19 protein-coding genes are annotated in these 19,615 nt (G+C 65.6%); all 19 read right to left on the reverse strand.

Annotated elements, in window-relative coordinates:
• Positions 1-15: 15 nt before the first annotated feature.
• Complete coding sequence (locus F8O07_RS08390; protein WP_158031607.1) at positions 16-942, reverse strand: RluA family pseudouridine synthase; 927 nt, start codon at positions 940-942, stop codon at positions 16-18.
• Positions 932-1,507 (reverse strand): signal peptidase II, encoded by a 576-nt coding sequence (lspA, locus tag F8O07_RS08395; protein WP_158031608.1) that lies wholly within the window; start codon positions 1,505-1,507, stop codon positions 932-934. The genes F8O07_RS08390 and lspA overlap by 11 nt, the downstream gene beginning before the upstream one ends.
• An 8-nt stretch (positions 1,508-1,515) precedes the next feature.
• A complete protein-coding gene (locus F8O07_RS10775) occupies positions 1,516-2,184 on the reverse strand; it encodes a DivIVA domain-containing protein (protein ID WP_158031609.1) in 669 nt (222 codons plus the stop codon).
• Between the two features lie 64 nt (positions 2,185-2,248).
• Positions 2,249-2,536, reverse strand: a complete 288-nt coding sequence (locus F8O07_RS08405; RefSeq protein WP_158031610.1) for a YggT family protein — start codon at positions 2,534-2,536, stop codon at positions 2,249-2,251.
• Between the two features lie 19 nt (positions 2,537-2,555).
• Positions 2,556-3,038 (reverse strand): cell division protein SepF, encoded by a 483-nt coding sequence (locus F8O07_RS08410; RefSeq protein WP_158031611.1) that lies wholly within the window; start codon positions 3,036-3,038, stop codon positions 2,556-2,558.
• 29 nt (positions 3,039-3,067) lie between these two features.
• Positions 3,068-3,817, reverse strand: coding sequence for a YggS family pyridoxal phosphate-dependent enzyme (locus F8O07_RS08415; protein ID WP_225733231.1), 750 nt, complete (start codon positions 3,815-3,817; stop codon positions 3,068-3,070).
• Between the two features lie 17 nt (positions 3,818-3,834).
• Complete coding sequence (ftsZ, locus tag F8O07_RS08420; protein ID WP_158031612.1) at positions 3,835-5,049, reverse strand: cell division protein FtsZ; 1,215 nt, start codon at positions 5,047-5,049, stop codon at positions 3,835-3,837.
• A 166-nt stretch (positions 5,050-5,215) separates the two neighbouring features.
• Positions 5,216-6,274, reverse strand: coding sequence for an FtsQ-type POTRA domain-containing protein (locus tag F8O07_RS08425; protein WP_158031613.1), 1,059 nt, complete (start codon positions 6,272-6,274; stop codon positions 5,216-5,218).
• Complete coding sequence (murC, locus tag F8O07_RS08430; RefSeq protein WP_158031614.1) at positions 6,264-7,676, reverse strand: UDP-N-acetylmuramate--L-alanine ligase; 1,413 nt, start codon at positions 7,674-7,676, stop codon at positions 6,264-6,266. Before murC ends, F8O07_RS08425 begins: the two co-directional genes overlap by 11 nt.
• Before the next feature lie 10 nt (positions 7,677-7,686).
• Positions 7,687-8,784, reverse strand: a complete 1,098-nt coding sequence (locus F8O07_RS08435; protein ID WP_158031615.1) for a UDP-N-acetylglucosamine--N-acetylmuramyl-(pentapeptide) pyrophosphoryl-undecaprenol N-acetylglucosamine transferase — start codon at positions 8,782-8,784, stop codon at positions 7,687-7,689.
• Positions 8,781-9,932 (reverse strand): putative lipid II flippase FtsW, encoded by a 1,152-nt coding sequence (gene ftsW, locus F8O07_RS08440; protein ID WP_158031616.1) that lies wholly within the window; start codon positions 9,930-9,932, stop codon positions 8,781-8,783. The genes F8O07_RS08435 and ftsW overlap by 4 nt, the downstream gene beginning before the upstream one ends.
• Positions 9,932-11,428 carry a UDP-N-acetylmuramoyl-L-alanine--D-glutamate ligase gene (gene murD, locus F8O07_RS08445; RefSeq protein WP_158031617.1) on the reverse strand — a complete coding sequence of 499 codons (1,497 nt, stop codon included), beginning with the start codon at positions 11,426-11,428 and terminating at the stop codon, positions 9,932-9,934. Before murD ends, ftsW begins: the two co-directional genes overlap by 1 nt.
• On the reverse strand, positions 11,425-12,519 hold the full coding sequence (gene mraY, locus F8O07_RS08450) for a phospho-N-acetylmuramoyl-pentapeptide-transferase (protein WP_158031618.1): 1,095 nt from the start codon (positions 12,517-12,519) through the stop codon (positions 11,425-11,427). The genes murD and mraY overlap by 4 nt, the downstream gene beginning before the upstream one ends.
• Positions 12,516-13,925: a UDP-N-acetylmuramoyl-tripeptide--D-alanyl-D-alanine ligase gene (locus tag F8O07_RS08455; RefSeq protein ID WP_158031619.1), complete on the reverse strand. Its 1,410-nt coding sequence runs from the start codon at positions 13,923-13,925 to the stop codon at positions 12,516-12,518. The genes mraY and F8O07_RS08455 overlap by 4 nt, the downstream gene beginning before the upstream one ends.
• Positions 13,922-15,601 carry a Mur ligase family protein gene (locus F8O07_RS08460; RefSeq protein WP_158031620.1) on the reverse strand — a complete coding sequence of 560 codons (1,680 nt, stop codon included), beginning with the start codon at positions 15,599-15,601 and terminating at the stop codon, positions 13,922-13,924. Before F8O07_RS08460 ends, F8O07_RS08455 begins: the two co-directional genes overlap by 4 nt.
• Before the next feature lie 18 nt (positions 15,602-15,619).
• Positions 15,620-17,380 (reverse strand): peptidoglycan D,D-transpeptidase FtsI family protein, encoded by a 1,761-nt coding sequence (locus tag F8O07_RS08465; RefSeq protein WP_158031621.1) that lies wholly within the window; start codon positions 17,378-17,380, stop codon positions 15,620-15,622.
• A gap of 48 nt (positions 17,381-17,428) precedes the next feature.
• A complete protein-coding gene (locus F8O07_RS08470) occupies positions 17,429-18,028 on the reverse strand; it encodes a hypothetical protein (RefSeq protein WP_158031622.1) in 600 nt (199 codons plus the stop codon).
• Entirely contained in the window at positions 18,025-19,014 is a 990-nt protein-coding gene (rsmH, locus tag F8O07_RS08475; protein WP_225733232.1) for a 16S rRNA (cytosine(1402)-N(4))-methyltransferase RsmH, read from the reverse strand. The genes F8O07_RS08470 and rsmH overlap by 4 nt, the downstream gene beginning before the upstream one ends.
• Positions 19,004-19,435, reverse strand: a complete 432-nt coding sequence (gene mraZ / locus F8O07_RS08480) for a division/cell wall cluster transcriptional repressor MraZ (protein ID WP_158031623.1) — start codon at positions 19,433-19,435, stop codon at positions 19,004-19,006. Before mraZ ends, rsmH begins: the two co-directional genes overlap by 11 nt.
• Between the last annotated feature and the right edge of the window lie 180 nt (positions 19,436-19,615).

The following is a 19,615-nucleotide window of genomic DNA, read 5'->3' on the forward strand; positions in this document are numbered from 1 at the left end:
GGAACTCGGCCCAGTCTACGCCTGTGGGTCGCACAGCAGCGAGAGGGCGTGCCGCAGGTCTGTCGGCGGTTCGCTGTCGACGACCATCGGCTCTGCGGTCACTGGGTGAGCGAAGTCGAGACGCACCGCATGCAGCCACTGCCGGGTGAGACCGAGTTGCTCGGCCAGCACAGGGTCGCCACCATAGAGCGGATCACCCATCAGCGGATGATGCCGTGCCGACATGTGCACACGAATCTGGTGGGTGCGTCCTGTCTCGAGGTGGATCTCGAGCAGCGAGCCGCGAGCGAAGGCCTCGAGCGTTCGGTAGTGGGTCACTGAAGGGCGCCCGCCGGCGACCACGCCGAACTTCCAGTCGGCACGCGGCAGACGGCCGATCGGCGCGTCGATGGTTCCGCTGCTGGGGTCTGGATGCCCGTGCACGACCGCCTGATACGTCTTGTGCACGGTATGATCGCGAAAGGCCTGCTTCAGCGCACTATAGGCCGGCTCACTGCGAGCCACCATCATCAGGCCGCTCGTGCCGACGTCCAGTCGCTGCACGATGCCGTGCCGTTCGGGTGGACCGCCCTGTGCCACACTGATCCCGCGTGCAGCGAGCACGCCGAGCACCGTCGGGCCGGTCCAGCTGGTCGCCGGATGCGCGACGACACCCACCGGCTTGTTCACGATGACGATGTCATCGTCGAGGTAGACGATCTCGAGCTCGGGAACGTCGAGTGGACGCACCGCGAGACGGTCTTCCTCCTCCCAGTAGACGGTGACGAGACCGCGATCCTCGAGTCGGTCGGCTTTGTGCAGCGGTCGACCTCCCTGTGTGACGTCTCCCGATGTCATCAGCGACTGAATACGGGCCCGTGACAGCCCGGTCAGCTCTGCCAGGCCGGTGTCTGCGCGCTGACCGATGAGCTCAGGCGGAATGGAGACGAGCTTACTGGGCATGTTCGTCTGCTCGTACAGCTGACGACTCGCCCTTGGCCGCTGCCGAGACCTCTTCGAACTGGCGAGGGCGGAAGAGCATGATCAGCACCAGCCCGATCACCGCACAGGTGAGCATGATGTCGGCGAGATTCACGATCGCGAAGCCCTTGAGCTGCAGAAAGTCGACCACGTGCCCCCGAGCGAATGCGGGCGGGCGGAACAGCCGGTCGACCAGGTTGCCGACGACCCCGCCCAAGAACACGCCGAAGAGCACGATCAAGGGGGTCGAGCGCAGCGACCGAGAGAACCAGACGAGCACACCGGACACGATGACGGCGAGCACGGTGAAGACCCACGTCATCTCTTCACCCATGGAGAAGGCCGCACCCGGGTTGAACACCAGACGAAGCTGAACGAGGTCGCCGACCAGCGAGACCGGCTGCCCCAATGTCAGAGTCGCAATCGCCCAGATCTTGACGAGTTGGTCGATGACCACCGCCACAGATGCGATGCCCAGCACAGACAGAATCGAGCGGCGGGCCGAGGCCCGCCGCTCGATGTCGTGCGAGGCTGAGGAATCAGCCACGCGTCACGCTACTTTCGGCCGTTGCTGCTGCCGTGCACCGACTTCGTGGTGCTCTCAGCGAGCGAACCCGACGACTCGAGGTCTTTGAGCTGACCGCTGATGAACGACTTGAGCGACGAACGGTACTGACGCTCGAACGTCTCGAGATCTTTGATGTCAGCTTCAAGAGTGGTCTTGCGCTGGGTGAGGTCGTTGAGCTCTTTGGTCTTGCGGTCCTGCACCTCGGTGAGGATGCGGCGGGCTTCGACGCGAGCCTCGGAGATGGTCTTCTCTTTGGTCTCTTCGCCTTCGCGAACATGCTGATCGTGCAGGGTGCGAGCAAGCTGCAGGAGCGAGGTGGCCTCGTCTGACTCGTTGCGCGGCTCGGCATCGTTTGACGCGTTGTTCGTCGTGGGCGCAGCGGCAGCGGGTGCGGTTGCGGCGACTGCTGCCGGCGCAGCCTCGGTGCCACGGCTCTGACGCAGCATCTTGATCTCGGCCTCGGCGCGAGCCAGCTTCGACTTCAGCTCGTCGGCTTCCTGAGCCTTGGCCTTGAGCGACTCGTTCTCATCGCTCAGGCGACGGAACTCGACGACGACCTCGTCAAGGAAGTCATCGACTTCGTCCTGCTCATAGCCATCGCGGAACTTCGTCGTCTGGAACCGCTTGTTCAGAACGTCATCGGGCGTTAAGGCCATTACTTACTCCTAATTCGTGTGTAGTTTCGCTCTCGACTTGAGCTTGAGCCAAACCCCATCAGATTCATCTTAGACCATTGAAAACCGCACCCAGGGTGCTGAAGACAAAAATGGAGAGGAAGATGCCGAAGTCGAGACTGACTTGACCGACTCGCAGTGGAGGAAGAAGTCGTCGTGCCAGCCGCACCGGCGGGTCGGTGATCGTGAAGAGCAGCTCAGCGAGAACTGTGACGAGATGCGGCAGTCGCGCTGATCTGCGCAGCCCCAGAACCAGCTCGACCAGAAACCTCAGGAAGAGAACGGATGAGTAGGTCTGGCAGAGCCAGCCGAGAATGCCAAAGAGGATGCTCACGCCGAGTCGCCGTCAGAGACTACTGCTCGGTGAAGAACCCGACCTGGCTGGGATCTTCGTCGTCTCGCTGCTGTCCGCCGCTCACAAGCACGTTCTGTGGAGAGAGAAGGAAGACTTTCGGTGTCACCCGCTCGATCTTACCCAAGAGCCCCTGTGCCAGACCTGATGCGAAATCGATCAGACGACGTGCGTCAGGCTCAGTCATCTGACTGAGGTTGATAATCACGGGGACGCCGCCTCGGAAGCCCTCGGCGATCATCTGCACGTCAGCGTATTTCTTCGGATGGACGGTCAGAATCTCGTTCAATTCACCTGCCTGGGTCTGTGCTGGCGTGCGTCGCAACGGCGTGACGTTGCTGCGCTGCTGGGCATGCGTTGTGGTCGTCTGTGCGGCGGCTGCCGCCGGACGCTCAGTTGCGGGCGCTGCCGGAGTCTCATCGACGTACTGGTCGTCGTCGACGAGTCCGAGGTACTCAAGTGTCTTGCGCAGTGGGTTTCCCATGGGGCATCCTCCAATGTCTCTGTCACAGGTTAGCGGCCGGAGACCGGTTTTCCAGTGATTGCCGTGCCGATTCGCAGGTGTGTCGCACCATGACGGACGGCCGCCCGCCAGTCGCCGCTCATCCCAGCCGAGATGCTGCGGGCCTCGGGAGCGATGTGCTGAATGTGCAACGAGAGCTCCTGCAGTCGTTCGAACGCCCGATCGGCATCGACCCCGAGCGGCGCCACGGCCATCAGCCCCTCAAGACGCAGGTGCGGCGAGGAGAGCACACGTTCGACCAGATCGTCGAGCTCGTCAGACGCCACCCCCCCTCGGTCGGGCTGACCGTCGAGCGAGACTTGGACGAACGCGTCGACAGCATGATTCAGCTCGATCCGGTCGATGCGATCGACCAGCTCCGGACGATCGATGGAATGGATCGCAGACGCGAGTCGAGCGACCTGACCGGCCTTCTTCCGCTGCAGCTGCCCGATGAAGTGCCACCGAGCCGACGCCAGCGCAGGATCTGCCTCGAGTTTGGCGTGCAGCCCCTGCAGAGTGTTCTCACCGAAGTCTCTCTGCCCGGCAGCGTGCAGCACAGCGGCGAGCTCCGGCGTGTGGTACTTCGTGACGACGATCACCTGCACCTCGTCACGGCGACGGCCGCACAGGCTCAGCTCTGCCTGCAGATCGGTCTCGAACGCGCGCAGACGCTCCGTGACGCCTGCCTCGCCCCCGGCAAGCCGAGGCACCGGCAGCACCGACGACCCAAGGTCGATCGACTCGCTGGGGGCGGGCACGGACTCGAACTCCGCACTCACTTCAAGAAGTCAGGAACGTCGAGCTCCTGATCGTCGAGTCGCTCGAACGGATACGAACGCGCCGCATAGGGATCGGCGACACTGGTGTCGACCGACTGCTCAGCGCCGCTGGCATCGCTGCCGGCTGTGGTCGCGTCGGCGTCTGCGGCATTCGACGCGACTGCCTCGTCCGATTCGTCGGCCGTCTGGGCGGCCGTCGGCCTCTCGGCTGCCGCGGGTGCCGCATGACCGCGCTCGTCGCGTCCCCGACGCAGATTGCGCAGTTCGTCCTCTTCGTCGAAGCCAGCTGCGATCACGGTGACGCGCACCTCGTCGCCCAGCGCGTCGTCAAGCACGGTGCCGAAGATGATGTTCGCCTCTGCGTGCACGACCTCCTGCACCAGCTGCACGGCGTCGTTGATCTCGAAGATGCCGAGGTCTGACCCTCCCTGCACCGAGATGAGCACACCGTGCGCGCCGTCGATCGTCGACTCCAGCAGCGGCGACGAGATGGCGAGCTCCGCCGCTTTGATCGCACGATCGGCGCCCCGTGCGGAGCCGATGCCCATCAGAGCCGTGCCGGCTCCCTGCATCACTGACTGCACGTCGGCGAAGTCGAGGTTGATCAGCCCCGGTGTCGTGATCAGGTCGCTGATGCCCTGAACACCGGCGAGCAGCACCTGGTCGGCGATCGAGAACGCCTCGAGCATGGTGATGCCGCGATCGCTGATCTCCAGCAGCCGGTCGTTCGGCACGGTGATCAGCGTGTCGACCTCGGCACGCAGGGCCTGAACACCCGACTCTGCCTGAGACATACGCCGCTTGCCCTCGAACGAGAACGGCTTGGTGACCACGCCGATCGTCAGAGCCCCGATCGACTTCGCGATCTTGGCGACGACGGGAGCGCCTCCGGTGCCCGTGCCACCGCCCTCACCTGCCGTCACGAAGACCATGTCGGCGCCACGCAGCGTCTCTTCAATCTCATCGGCGTGCTCTTCGGCCGCGCGTCGCCCGACCTCAGGGTCGGCGCCAGCGCCGAGCCCGCGGGTCGACTCGCGACCGACGTCGAGCTTGACGTCCGCGTCGCTCAGCAGCAGTGCCTGCGCATCCGTGTTGATGGCGATGAACTCGACGCCTTTGAGCCCGCGCTCGATCATGCGGTTCACTGCATTGACGCCGCCGCCGCCGATGCCGACCACTTTGATCACGGCGAGGTAGTTCTGGTTCGACATATTGGACCGGCCTTCCGTCAACCTTCAACTTCAACTGGAGCGTTAAAGTTATACTGCGTATACGTTTGATCTCTGAGAAAGTATCCACGTCTGAACGCCGAAACACGACGGCTCATGCGGTGTGTCGCGACTTGGATGCGAAATCCGAGCATGCCGGACGCGCTCGTCATGAGGCCACCGGGAGCGACGGCGAGGACACATCGATGTGCTTGGCATCCGGCCGATCCCCCACCAGAGCACGAAGCACGCGCGCCTTGAGCTCCGTCTCGCTGCCGTCTCCCCAGACGACGGTCGTCCCGCTGCGCAGTGTGAGTTGCACGTCATCCTGTGTGCTCGCCTGCGCAGAGGCCACCTGGGCCAGCAGGTCACCGTCCAGGCTGCGCAGCACAGCTGCGACCGACGAGAACGCCGGCGACTGCGGATCCGTCGAGGCGACCTGCAGTGTGGGGTACCCCTCCTCAGGCTGATCTGCGCTCTGCACCACCACACCTGCCGCATCCACCAGCAGGTAGGAATCGCCCTTCTTGAAGACGCCGATGGGGGCCCGTTCGGTCACTGTCACGATCAGGGTGCCCGGCAGCTCGGCACGGATGCTGTACGACTCGACAGCACTGAACTGCTGCAGCTCGCGCTCGATCTGCGCCCCGGAGAGTCCGATGATCGGTCGCCCCACTTGGTCGCTCAGCGCGTCGCTCAGCTCGGCTGCAGATGCACGCTGCGTTCCACGCACCTCGATATGCTGCACCGACAGCCACGGCGAGAACACGAGGCCGATGGTGACGGCGATGACCACGGCCAGGCCGATGATGAGGAACCGCCCGAGGTGCAGGTCGTGGAAGAGCGAGCCGATGCTCGCCCGAGTCGCCGCAGTCCCTGCTCTCCCCTGCCCCGCCCGCTGCTGACCGCCGGCGAGATCGCCGGAGCGATCGAGACGGCCCGCAGCACGCAGATCCTCGCGCTCGCGTGCGCGCCGTCGACGAACCGTCGCCCGAAGCTGAGCTCTGGCGGCGCGAGCCGTTCTGGCCTCCTGCCAGCGAGTGCTCAGCCCCGCCCGCCAGTCGGTCGACTCCGCGTCGCCGGACGACGTTCCGACCTCGCGAGGCCGGGACGTCGCACGCCCTCTGCTCTTTCGACCGCCCGCACGCCCGGTGCGTTCCCGTTCATCGGGCCCGTCATCCTCCTGTGTTCGCAGGTGCGGTCGCCGAATGCGATCGTCACCGGTCACGCAGACGCTCCAGCAGTCGCGGCAGAATCGGGTAGAGGCCCACGCCGAGCGTCAGCACGATATCGCCCGGCCGCGCACGACGCACGATCTGTTCGACGGCGTCGTCCCACGTCGGGCTGTAGTGGCCGAGATCGGGGCGCGGGAACCTGCTCACCAGCCAGGCCGAGTCGATGCCCGGGATCGGGTCTTCACGAGCTCCGCGCAGCGTCAGCACGTCGGCGAAGTCGGCCCAGCGGTCGAAGACCTGTGCGAACTCGTCCGCGTGATCGCGCGTGCGGCTGTAGAGGTGTGGTTCGAAGATCACCAGCACGTGCCCGTCACCGGCCAGCTCATGGGCGGCGGTGAGCACCGCGGCGACCTCGGTGGGATGATGTGCGTAGTCGTCGACGACGGTCACCCCGCCGACCACGGCCTGACGATCGAACCGGCGAGCGGTTCCCTGGTAATGGCCTGCCGCACGCAGTGCATCGGCCAGCGGATATCCGAGCTGACGCAGCACTGCGGCGACACCGAGCGCGTTCAGTGCGTTGTGGTGGCCGAGCAGGTCGCTGCGAAAGCGGATGCTTCCCTCGGGCTGGGCAGTCACGGCGACGTCGGTCTCCCACCCCTGTGGCGCCACCTCGGTCAGCTCGAGATCGTTGCCGTCGCCCGCCTCGCCGAATGTGATCAGGTGTTCGGCACCGTCGAGTCGCGGCAGAATCGCTTTGGTGAGACGGTCGCTGCCGTTGACCACGGAGAACTCCGCGGCGCTGGTGATGAAGCGCACGAAGGCGTCTTCGATGCCCTGAGCGGTGCCGTAGTGGTCGAGATGCTCGGTGTCGATGTTGGTCACGAGCACGCCGGCCGTCTCGTATCGCAGGAACGAGCCGTCCGACTCATCGGCCTCGAGCACGAACAGGTCTGATTCGCCCCAGCCCGCGTTCGTGCCGAGCTCTTTGATGATCGCGCCGTTGACGAAGCTCGGATCGGCGCCGAGTTCGCGCAGGGCGGTGATCAGCATGCCGGTGCTCGTGCTCTTGCCGTGTGCTCCGGCGACCGCGATGACGCGGTGGCCGCGAGTCAGCCATTCCAACGCCTGTGACCGGTGGATCACGCGCAGACCTGCTGCTCTGGCCGCTGCCAGCTCGGGGTTGCTCTCGTGCACCGCAGACGAGATCACGACGGTGTCGACGTCGTGCACATGGTCGGCGGAGTGCCCGATGGCGACGGTGACGCCCAGTTCGCGAAGGGCCTGCACATTGGCGCTGTCGGCCTGATCGGAGCCGGTGACCTGCAGCCCCTTCGCAGCCATCATGTGCGCGATGCCGCTCATACCGGCACCGCCGATGCCGATGAAGTGGATGCGCCCCAGCTCGTCAGGCAGCGTGTTCGACGAGTCGACGGATGTGTTCGTGTCGTTCATTTCGTCCTCCTCAGTGCTTCTGCTCGGCCACTTCTCGTGCCATGTCGGCGAGTCGCTGCGCGGCGTCCACGATGCCGATGCCGACCGCAGCATCGTGCATGGCGTCGAGCCGGTCGCGATCGGCCAGCAGCGGCAGCAGCACCTGCGTCACCCACGTCGCGTCGAGTTCTTCGTCGCGTGCCAGCATCGCGGCTCCGGCGGCGATCGCCGGGCGTGCGTTCAGCTCCTGCTCGCCGTTGCCGTGCGGATACGGCACGTACACCGCCGGAATCGCCAGGGCGGTGAGCTCGCAGACCGTCGAGGCTCCCGATCTGGAGACAGCCAGCGACGCGACCGCGAGGGCGTCCTGCATGTGGTGGCAGTACTCCATGAAGTGATAGCCGTCGACATCGGGAGCAGCCACGTCGTTGCGCGCTCCGGCCACGTGCAGCACCTGCCAGCCGGCATCGACGATCTGCTGCGCCGCAGAGGCGAGCACCTCGTTGATGTGCTTCGCTCCGAGCGAGCCGCCGGTCACCAGAAGCACAGGACGTTCGTCGAGGCCGAGACTGGTTCGACCGGCGGCGACGAGCTGTGCATCGCTGCCCGCAGCACGTGCATGAGCGATCTCGGCGATCTCAGGCCGCAGCGGCATGCCGATCACCTCTGCGCCGGCCAGCGGAGTGTCGGGAAAGGCGACCGCGACGTGCGCCGCACGCTTCGCCCCCAGGCGGTTGGCCAGGCCAGGCCGGGCGTTCGCCTCGTGCACGAGGTAGGCGACGCCTTCGCGTCTGGCAGCGAGATAGGCCGGGGCCGAGGCATAGCCTCCGAAGCCGACGACGGCGTCGACGCCCCGACTCACGATGATCGAGCGCACCTGCCGCACCAGCGAGCCGAGACGCTTCGGAAAGGCCAGAGCCTGCGCGTTCGGCCGACGCGGAAAGGGCAGCTTGGCGATGGGGATCAGCTCGTATCCGCGGGCCGGCACAAGTTCCGCTTCGAGCCCCTCGGCGGTGCCGAGCACCAGAATGCGAGCATTGGGATCGCTCTCACGCAGGGCATCGGCTGTCGCGAGCAGCGGGTTGACGTGTCCGGCGGTGCCGCCGCCTGCAAGCAGATAGGTCGTCACGAAGAAGTCCTTTCGGTATTGGCGATGCCGAGCACCACCCCGAGCATGAGCAGATTGGCCACCAGCGATGATCCACCATAGGACACCAAAGGCAGCGGCACGCCGAGCACGGGCAGCAGACCGAGCACGACCGCGATGTTGATGAAGGCCTGACCGACAGTCCACGTGAGGGCTCCGGCGACCACGATCTGCTCGAACGGCCGATCGGCGAGACGCACGATCAGCCGCACCATCAGAACCGCGAGCAGCACATAGAGTCCGATCAGTGCGATCAGCCCGACCAGTCCGAGCTCTTCGCCGATGATCGCGAAGATGAAGTCGTTCTCGGCCTCGGGCAGCCACGCCCACTTCGACTTGGAGTTGCCCAGGCCCACCCCGAAGATTCCGCCCGCCGCCAGCGCCCAGGTGCCGTGCGTGGTCTGCCAGCAGGTGCCGCTGTAGTCGGTGCAGCCCGACGACCCGGCCCAACTGGCGATGCGGCTCAGACGGTTGGCGCTGCCGATCGCGAAGATTCCGGCGATGATCCCGCCGGCGACGGCCAGAGCTCCCAAGAAGCGCAGCGGCACCCGACCCACGAAGAAGCAGCCGAACACGATGATCAGCATCACCATGGCCGTGCCGAGATCGCGACCGGCCATGACGAGTGCGATCGCTGCGACGACCCAGACCAGCACATGTTTGACGAAGGCTTTGAGGCTCGTCAGATCGTCGCGTCGCTCGCTGAGCACTCGTCCGAGCCAGATCACCAGCGCCAGCTTCATGAATTCGCTGGGCTGCACGGTGAATCCACCGACGTTCAGCCAGTTTCGGTTGCCGCCGCCGGCCGATCCGAGCGAGGTGCTCACCACGAGCAGCTGCACCAGCATGGTCGCGATGAGGAACGCCTTCGACCACCGTCTCAGCACCTCCATCGGTATGCGTGAGACGAGCAGCATCGCAGGAAAGGCGAGCAGGGCGATCAGGCCCTGCTTCATGAACAGGCTGAAGAAAGAGTTCGAAGCCGAGTACGAGTCGATCGACGAGGCGGAAAGCACCATGGTCAGACCGAGCAGCAGCAGCAGCGTGATCACGCCCAGCAGCTGGCCGAACGACTTCGTGATGTGGCGTTGGCCGCCGAGCAGCCGGATGCGCGTGTTGTTCGCGCTCATCACGCGCTTTCCCGAAGCCCCTGCACTGCTGCGGCGAAGAGATCGCCGCGCTGGGCGTAGCTGACGAACTGATCCCACGATGCTGATGCCGGTGCCAGCAGCACGACGTCGTCAGGGTGCGCCATCTGCGCCGCAGCAGCCACAGTCTGGCGCATCAGTTCGGCGCCGGCTTCAACGTCACCGGGTTGGGCCACGACGTCGATCTCGTGCGTCTCGACCTCTGGTGCGAGGCGGGCGAACAGGTCACGCACCGTCGATCGATCGGCGCCGACGATGACGGCGCCCCGCAGCCGACCATGCTCTCGCTCGATGAGCGGCGCGAGGTCGATGCCCTTGAGCATGCCACCTACGATCCAGACGACTGAGTCGAACGATTCGATCGCCACACGTGCGGCATGCGGATTCGTCGCCTTCGAGTCGTCGATCCAAACCACACCGTCGATCTCGGCGACCGGCGTGATGCGGTGTCCGTCGGTGTGGAACTCGTCGAGCGCCCGTCCGATTGCGGCTGCGTCGACCCCCACCGAACGAACCAGCGCGATTGCGGCCAGCGCGTCGAGCACGAGGTGGCGCAGGCCGAGCCCATGCGCCTGCAGGCGAGACACCGTGGTGATCTCCTGCGCATGCGTCTCACGGTTCGCGATGAACGCGCGGTCTGCGATCACGTCGTCGACGATGCCGATCTGGCCGATCGAAGGGGCCACCGGGCCCACCCCGATCGCTCGGGCACCGGCCACGACATCCGCCTGCTCGACGATGTCAGTGACCTGCTCGTCGCCGATCGGATACACGCACGCCGTCTGCACGTTCTCGTAGATGCGCGCCTTGGCCGCCGCATACGCCTCGACGCTGCCGTGCCAGTCGATGTGGTCGGAGTCGATGTTCAGGCAGACGCTCGCCCACGGACTGATGTGGTTGATGTAGTGCAGCTGAAAGCTGGAGAGCTCGACCACGATCGCGTCATAGGCCACCGGTTCGCGCACGAGATCGAGGATCGGCACACCGATGTTGCCGCATGCGGCAGCGCGCAGCCCCCCCGCGACGAGCATGTCGGTGGCCATCTCGACGGTCGTCGTCTTGCCGTTGGTGCCCGTGACGCAGAGCCACTTCGTGTCATGACCGCGCTGACGCTGCAGGTGCCAGGCCAGGTCTATGTCGGTCAGCAGCGGAACCTGCTGCTCACACGCCCACCGAACCGCGGGATGATGCGGCGAGAACCCGGGAGAGACCACGATCGCCTCGGGCGCGAACTCCTGGAGCACAGCCACCTCATCGCCGTCGTGGGCGATTGGCCGCCATTGGGCCCCCAGCACGCCGAGCAGGTCGATGTGCTCGGCAGAGGCGCTGCGCCCCATGGCGAGCACGTTCGCGCCGAGTTCGACCAAGGTGTCTGCCACCGAGAACCCGGTGACGCTCATGCCGAGCACGGCGACGCGCCGACCTGCGAAGGTCTGGTCGTCGTGCGTGCTGTCGAAGAAGTCGGTTTTGTCAGTCATCGTGTCGTACTCACCCACTGCACATAGAAGATCGCGAGCCCGGCGACCGCGCAGAGGCCGGCGAGCACCCAGAAGCGCACGACGACGGTCACCTGCGCCCAGCCTTTGAGCTCGAAGTGATGGTGCAGCGGAGCCATCAGGAACACCCGTTTGCCGCCGCTGATCTTGAAGAAGCCCATTTGGATGAGCGACGAAAGCAGCGCGACGACGAACATGCCGCCGATCAGCACAGAGAGCACCTCGGTGCGGGTGACCATCGCCACCGCGGCGAAGGCGCCGCCGAGCGCAAGTGACCCGGTGTCACCCATGAAAATCTGCGCCGGCGATGTGTTCCACCACAGAAAGCCGATCAGCGCCGCGACGATCGACGTGACGATGATCAGCACGTCGAGGGGATCGCGCACCTCATAGCACTGCCCGAACGAGACGCCCGAGGCACGTTCGCAGTCCTGGTTGAACTGCCAGAAGGCCAGCGCCCCGTAGGCCCCGAAGGCGAGGATGCCGATGCCTGCGGCGAGCCCGTCGAGACCGTCGGTCAGATTCACCGCGTTCGAGAAGCCGGCCACGATGCCGTAGACCCAGATGAAGAAGATGACGGCTCCCGGAATCACTCCCCAGGCGAACAGGTTGATCGGGGTGTCACGCAGCACAGACACGTACGTCGAGGCCGGGGTCAGCCCGCTCTGATCGGGAAACTGCAGCACTCCCCAGGCGAACAGGCCGGTGATCACCAATTGGGCGATCAGCTTGGCCGCTGGGGTCAGCCCCAGCGAACGGTGATTGCGCACCTTGATGTAGTCGTCGGCGAAGCCGACGAGCCCCATGCCGACGGTGAGTCCGAGCACCAGCATCCCGGTGGCCGTCACTCCGGCGCCGGTGACCAGTGCCGAGACGAAGTACCCGGCGAGCACTGCGATGAGGATGACGATTCCGCCCATCGTGGGCGTGCCGCGTTTGGTGAGGTGGGTGCGCGGGCCGTCCTCTCGGATGAACTGTCCCCATTCCAGGCGGTGAGCCAGCCTGATGAACAGCGGCATGCCGAAGATCGAGATGATCAGCGACACGGCGGATGCGACGAGTACGCTGATCATGCTCTGGCGGCATCCTCATACAGGCGGTCGCCCAGGAATCTGAGCCCCGCAGCGTTCGACGACTTCACCAGGACGACATCTCCTTCTCGCAGTCGTGGCGCCAGCCAGTCGTGCGCTTCATCCGCGTTCTCGCAGTAGACCGCTTCGCCGCCCCAGGATCCCTCCTGCTCGGCGGCGAGGAAGATGCGGCGGGCATCGTTACCGACGACGACGAGCTGATCGATGTTCAGTCGAACGACGTCCTGGCCGATCTTATCGTGCTCGGTGCCGCTGGCCTCTCCCAACTCGCCCATGGCACCGAGAACGGCAATGGTTCGATGTCCGGTGCGACGGATGCCTGCGAGCGTGCGCAGGGCGGCTGACATCGAGCCGGGGCTGGCGTTGTAGCCGTCGTTGATCACGGTGACACCGTCGGCGCGGTGCAGCGCCTGCATGCGCCAGCGTTCGCCTGAAGACAGGCTTTCGAGACCGGTGACGATCTGCTCGCGGCTGAGCCCCATGTGCAAGGCCGCCGCCGTCGCCGCAGCGATGTTCCAGGCGTTGTGCTCGCCGAGCAGTGCGACGCTGGGGTCGACCGTCTCACCGTCGAACGTGAGCTCGACGCGAAGCCGCTCCCCCTCCGGCTCGACGGCACCGATGCGCACAGCAGCGTCGCTGCGCGCTCCGAACCAGACGACCTGAGCACTGGTGTGCTCGGCCATGCGACAGACGTTCGCGTCATCGGCGTTGAGCACCGCGACGCCGGTCTCGGGCAGAGATTCGACGAGCTCCTGTTTCGCGATGCGGATGTTGTCGACCGAGCCGAATTCGCCCACATGAGCCAGGCCGACCTGCAGCTCGATGCCGAGGTCTGGATGCGCGATGCCTGAGAGATAGCGCAGATCGCCGATGTGGCTCGCACCCATCTCGACGACCACGAAACGCGTCTGCAGCGTCGTCTGCAGCATGGTCAGTGGTGCGCCGACCTCGTTGTTGAACGACCCCTGCGGAAACACCGTCTCGCCCGCCTGCGAGAGCAGATGAGCGAGGATGCGCTTTGTCGTGGTCTTTCCCGCCGAGCCGGTGATGCCGATGACGTGCTCGAGACGGCCGTCGGAGCGAGCCTGAAGCAGTACCGCCTCTGCGAGCAGTCCGAGCGCCCGCGTGGCGTCGGCGACCACGATCTGGGCCAGCGTGGCGTCGGGCACGGGATGCTCCACGATCGCGGCAGCCGCCCCTTGACGCTGAGCCGTGACGACATAGTCGTGCCCATCGCCGCTCTCGCCCCGACGAGCCACGAAGAGATCGCCTGTCGACACCTCGCGGGAGTCAGTGCGCACGGCACCGGTCACCAGACCGGCCTCAGCAGAACCGGCCAGCGTGCCGCCGACGGCCTCGGCGATCCAGTCAACGTCTGTCGTGATCATGCCTGCTCCTTCTCACTCTCGGCGTCGTGTCGCTCCGCAGCCGCCAGATCGTCGGCGTGCACGCCGTCGGCGGGATCCTGCCCTCCGCGCCGGGAGTGGTTGGGCTCGAAACCGGCCTCCCGCAGTGCCTCGCGGGCCGCTCCGCGTGAGGAATACGGAAGCTTGACGCCGCGCACCTCGTGGTAGTCTTCGTCGCCCGGACCGCACACGATGATCGTATCGTCGTCATGAGCGATGCGGATCGCAGTGCGGATGGCCGCCGACGGGTCGCCGACGTCATAGACCTCAGCCGGGTGATCCGCGGCACGGGCGGCCTCGACGAGCACCGATCTGATCGCATCGGGATCTTCGAATCTGGGGTTGATGTCGTTGACCACGAGCACGTCGCTGAGCTCGCTGGCGACCCGTCCCATCGCTGGACGCTTGTACGGATCGCGGCCGCCGTCCGCGCCCAGAATGAGCACGATGCGCCCCTTGGTCTGCTTGCGCACGGCCACCAGCGTCCGCTCCAGCGCATCCTCGGTGTGGGCGTAGTCGACGAAGAACGTCGGCCCGCTCTCGCCGGAGACCCGCTCCAGACGCCCGGGCAGATACACGTCTGCCAGCACGTGGGCCTCGAGACCGGACTCAATCTGCTGCGCATCGATGATGCCCGACTCCACGAGCATCACGACTGCGAGCACCGCGTTGACGTCCATGTGCACACCGGGCACTGACAGCACGATCGGCCAGCGCTGACCGTTCGGCCCGACCAGCGTGCCGGTCGATCCGTCCGCTCGATCGCTCTGCTCGACGAGCTGCCAGTCGCATTCGTCGCCGGTGCCGACTGTGGTCACCGGGAGCTCGGTCTCTCGTGCCAGCCGCCTGCCCCATTCGCTCTCAAGCGAGATCACGGCGCGATCTGCCCGATCTGCGGTGAACAGTGCGCGTTTCGCGGCGTAGTAGTGCTCCATGTCGCCGTACTCGTCCAGGTGCTCTGGACTCAGGTTGGTGAAGCCGACCACCGCGAAGTGCACCCCGTCGATGCGGTGTCTGGTGACTGCCTGAGCCGACACCTCGACCAACAGGGCTTTGGCGCCGAGCTCACGCATGCTGGCGAGCAGGCCGTGCAGCTCGCTGGCCTCCGGCGTGGTCAGGGCGCTGCCCAGCACGTGTTCGCCAACATGCCGCTCGACGGTCGTGCTCAGTCCGGTGCGCACCCCCGCGTGTCCGAGCAGGGCCTCCATGAAGTACGTGGTCGACGTCTTTCCGTTCGTGCCGGTGACGCCCAGCGCGGGCAGACGATGCGTGTCGTTCGCGTAGATGTGCTCGGCGACCTTGCCGAGCACCAAGCGCGGGTCCGGCACGATCAGCAGCGGCAGATCCTTCGCCGTGCTGGCGGCGACGTAGCTTCGCCCGGCTTCGTCGGTCAGCACGGCCACCGCTCCGAGACGCCGAGCCTCCTCGGCGTACTTGGCGCCATGGGTGTGCTGACCGGGCATGCCGACGTACAGATCGCCAGGCCGCACGTCGCTGCTGGTGAGCGTCACACCGCTGATCACACGTGCGGCTGCGGCGTCGGCCGCGGGCTCGCCCGCCGACGTGACGACCGACGCGCCGAGCAGGTCGGCGACGGCGGCCAGCGTCAGATCAGCCGAGTGTTGGGGACGAATATGAGGTGCGGTTCGCGAAGACATCAGTACATTCTCCCACTCTCACCACGTCGGTGCGTAGTCGGGCAGCTCTCCGGTGGCTGGCGGCACGTTGTTCGTGATCAGCGTCTGCGCCATGACATCGTGAAACAGCGACATGGTGTTGTCCGAGGTCTTGTCTGTGGCCGGGTTGTAGATCGTGATGCCGACGACGAAGCGGGGGTCTCCGGCGGGCGCCATGGCGGCCAGCGAGTTCACATACTGGTTGGGCAGATAGCCGCCGTTCGTTCCGGCGATCTGTGACGTGCCCGTCTTACCAGCCAGGCTGTAGCCTGCGATCTGCGCAGACTTGCCCACGTACTGGGTGAAGAGCGGTTCGAGCATTCCTCGCAGTTTGCGGGCGGTCTCGGGCTGGATGACCTGCTCGGGCTGAGCCGACGGGTTCTCCGTCGTCGTGCCGTCCGCACTGGTGCAGCTCTTGATCAGCCGAGGCGAGATGCGCACGCCGTTGTTCGCCACCGCCTGATATGCGCTGGCGACCTGAATCGGCGTCGCCGCGATGCCCTGACCGAACATGGTCGTGTAATGCGAGATTTTGTCCCATTTGTCGACCGGCGCCAGCGTCCCGCTCGACTCTGCGGGAAAGTTCACAGCAGACTTCTCGCCGATGCCGAATCGCTTGAGGTAGTCATAGCGTGTGGCGTCGTCGACTTTGTCTCCGACCTGCATGATGCCGGTGTTCGACGACTTCATCAGGATGCCCGTGCTGGTCAGATTGAGGGTGTCGTGATCCCACGCATCTTTAATGGTGTGCGGGGTGCCGGGAACCGCGATCGACCCGGGGGCCTGGAACTGGCTCTCGGGGCCCACGTCGCTGTGCTCCATGGCGGCGGCCATCGTGATCGTCTTGATCGGAGACCCCGGTTCGTAGGTGCTCTGGAAGATGCGCGAACCGCGATCCTGCTCTTTCGACGCCCCGACGTCGTTGGGGTCGATGCTGGGAGTCTCTGCGGCGACGAGGATGTCTCCCGTCTTCGCGTCGAGCACCGTCGCCGAGATCCACTGTGCACCGAGTTCGCTCTGGCGCTCGGTGATCTTCTGCTGCACATACCACTGCAGATCGCGATCGATGGTCAGTTCGACCGTGCCACCGTCGGTCACCTGCTGCTCGGTGACCGTGGTGCCCGGGATGCGGATGCCGTCGGCGCCGCGTTCGTAGCTCTCTTTTCCGTCGGTGCCGGCGAGACAGCTGTCAGCCAGCACTTCGACGCCTGCCTGCGGCTGCTGCTCGGCGCTGATGAAGCCCAACAGGTTGCCGGCCACCGCGCCCGAGGGATACGTCCGGTGTGGCACTGCTTCGATCGCGAGCCATTTGATGTCGAGGGCGCGAAGCTCCTGGTACTGATCGGCGTTCAAGTCCTGTGCCACGACCGAGTACTGGCTGTTCCCCTCCAGCGCCGTCTTGATTCGGGCTGGATCCTTCTTCGTGATCTGCGCCAGTCGATCGATGATCTGCTGCAGGGTCCATTTCTGGCCTTTGCCGTCGACCTGGACGATCGAGTCTCCGGCCAGCGTCTGATCGGCCGCCACACGATATCGCTGCACGCTCTGCGCGAGCACGTTGCCAGAGCGGTCGGTGATCGTTCCGCGCACCGCCTGCAGGGTGAGAGGCACTGACCGGTTGCCCTCCGCCTGCGCGTTGAGGCCGGGGGCGTCGACGATCTGGATGAACACCAGTCGAACGACGAAGACGAGTGCGACTGCGACGACCGCGGTCAGAACCGCGATCAGACGACGCCGACGATTGCCCAGAACCGGTGCCATTTCAGCATCCCCTGTCGACGGCTGGGACGGACTGCGAAAGCAGAGCCCTCATCGCAGCGTCACCTGTGGCAGTTTGGAGCCTCCGCCTTGACCGGCATCGCCCGACTGGCTGTCGTCGCTCGGCGCCGCAGTGCCGTCGGCAGAGCCTGACGAGGAATCCGAGCTGTTCGCATCTGCAGTCGCCCCGGCCTGGAGCTCCTGCTGATCGACTCGCTGCGGTGTCTTGGCCTCGTCGCCCGCCGCCGGCTTCGCGGTGGCATCGGCCGCGTCGAGCGTCGCGAGCATACGGTTGTTCACGAGGCCCTTCTGCGCCGCGATCTGCGCACCCTTGCTGTCGGCCGACCCAATGGTCTGCCCGTCGGCAAGACGAAGGAAGGTCACCTGCGTCGAAGGCTCCATGCCCAGCTCTTTGGCGCGGTCGGCGAGGTGCTGCGGTGACTGCAGCGCCGAGATCTGCTCGCTGAGGCTTTGGCGTTCGCGCTTGACCTGGTTCTGGTCCTGCTGCAGCTGGTTGATCTGGTATCCGCCGTCGGCCAGACCGATGCTGAGCATCAGCTGGGCCACGAGCGCCACCGCGATGACGGCCACCAGGATGCCACCGTGGACGATCCGCGTGCGCACGCGAGACGACATCTGCGTCATGGTCATCGGCCCCTCCGAACTCTCTGCACCGCTCGGAGACGTACCGAACGCGCTCTGGGATTCTGCTGCTGCTCTTGGTCTGCCGCCTGTTCGGCTCCTCGGGTGAGCGAGACGAACCGCGGGGCGTGCTCCTCGAGTTCGACAGGCAGCCCGCTCGGCGTACTCGAGGTGGTCGCGTCGCGCATGATGCGCTTGACGATGCGATCCTCGAGCGACTGAAAACTCATCACGACGACTCGCCCGTCGACCGAGATTCGATCGAGTGCCTTCGGCAGGGCGTCTTCCAGCCCGCGCAGCTCTTGGTTGACCTCGATGCGGATCGCCTGGAACACACGCTTCGCCGGGTGCCCGCGGTGGTCGGTCGCCTGGGTCGCGGTGCGCACCGCTTCGACCAGGTCAGCGGTCGTGCTGAGCGGATGCTGTGCCCGCATCTCGCCGATGCGCTCTGCGATGCGCCGGGCGTGCTTCTCTTCGCCGTAGCGCCGCATGATCGTCCAGAGACGGCTCACCTCATAGGTGTTCACGACGTCTGCGGCGGTCAGCGTCTGCGACGGATCCATGCGCATGTCGAGCGGGGCATCGGCACGGTACGAGAACCCGCGTTCGAGATCGTCGAGCTGCAGCGACGAGACGCCGAGGTCGAAGAGCACCGCCTGTGCTACTTCGACGCCGCACTGATCCAGCGCCTGGTCGATGTGGTCGTAGGAGGTGTGCACGAAGCGCACACGGTCGCCGAAGCGCTGCAGACGTCTGCCGGCCAGGGCGATGGCGTTCTCGTCACGGTCGATGCAGATCGCCTGCGCGTGCTCGCACCGGTCGAGCACGGCCTCGGTGTGCCCGCCCATGCCCGTGGTGGCATCGACGTAGATGCTGCCGGGTGCGCTGAGCGCGGGGGCCAGCAGGTCGACACAGCGGTCTCTCATGACTGAGACGTGCAGCGCGCTGGGATCGGCATCGGCGCGCAGATGGGGGTAGGTCTCGTCAGAAGACACCGGGGATCACCTCTTCTGCGGTCTCGGAGAACGGCTCTTCGTTGGCGTTCAGGTACTGCTGCCACGCGGATGAATCCCAGATCTCGGCTCGGTTGCCGGTGCCGATCACGGTGAGGTCTCTGGTGAGACCGGCGTAGCGTCGCAGGTCTGCCGGCACGCTGATGCGGCCCTGCTTGTCGGGCACCTGATCGCTCGCACCAGAGAGGAAGAGTCGCAGAAAGTCTCGGGCCTGCTTCGACGTCATCGGCGCTTGGCGAATCGACTGGTGGATGTTCTCGAACTCCCCTGCACTGAACACGTAGACGCAGTGCTCCTGCCCACGCGTCAGAACGACGCCGTCGGCCAGCTCGTCACGAAACTTCGCAGGCAGGACGAGCCTTCCTTTGTCATCCAGCCGGGGAGAATGCGTGCCGAGAAACATGCCGCACTCCTTCCTCGGGCTGGTTGGTCTGCAATGCTCACCACTTTACCCCACTTCCCTCCACCACAGTCCACCTACCTCGCAGAACACACCGCATTCTCAACGTTTCGACTCGTTCGGAGCCGCCGTGTCTGGTCGCCGTCTTAAGGAGCGGCACCTGCCGATGCTTGGAATACCGCG

Origin of the sequence: Pseudoclavibacter sp. CFCC 13796 (genome assembly GCF_008831185.1) — a bacterium.
Taxonomy (GTDB): domain Bacteria; phylum Actinomycetota; class Actinomycetes; order Actinomycetales; family Microbacteriaceae; genus Pseudoclavibacter_A.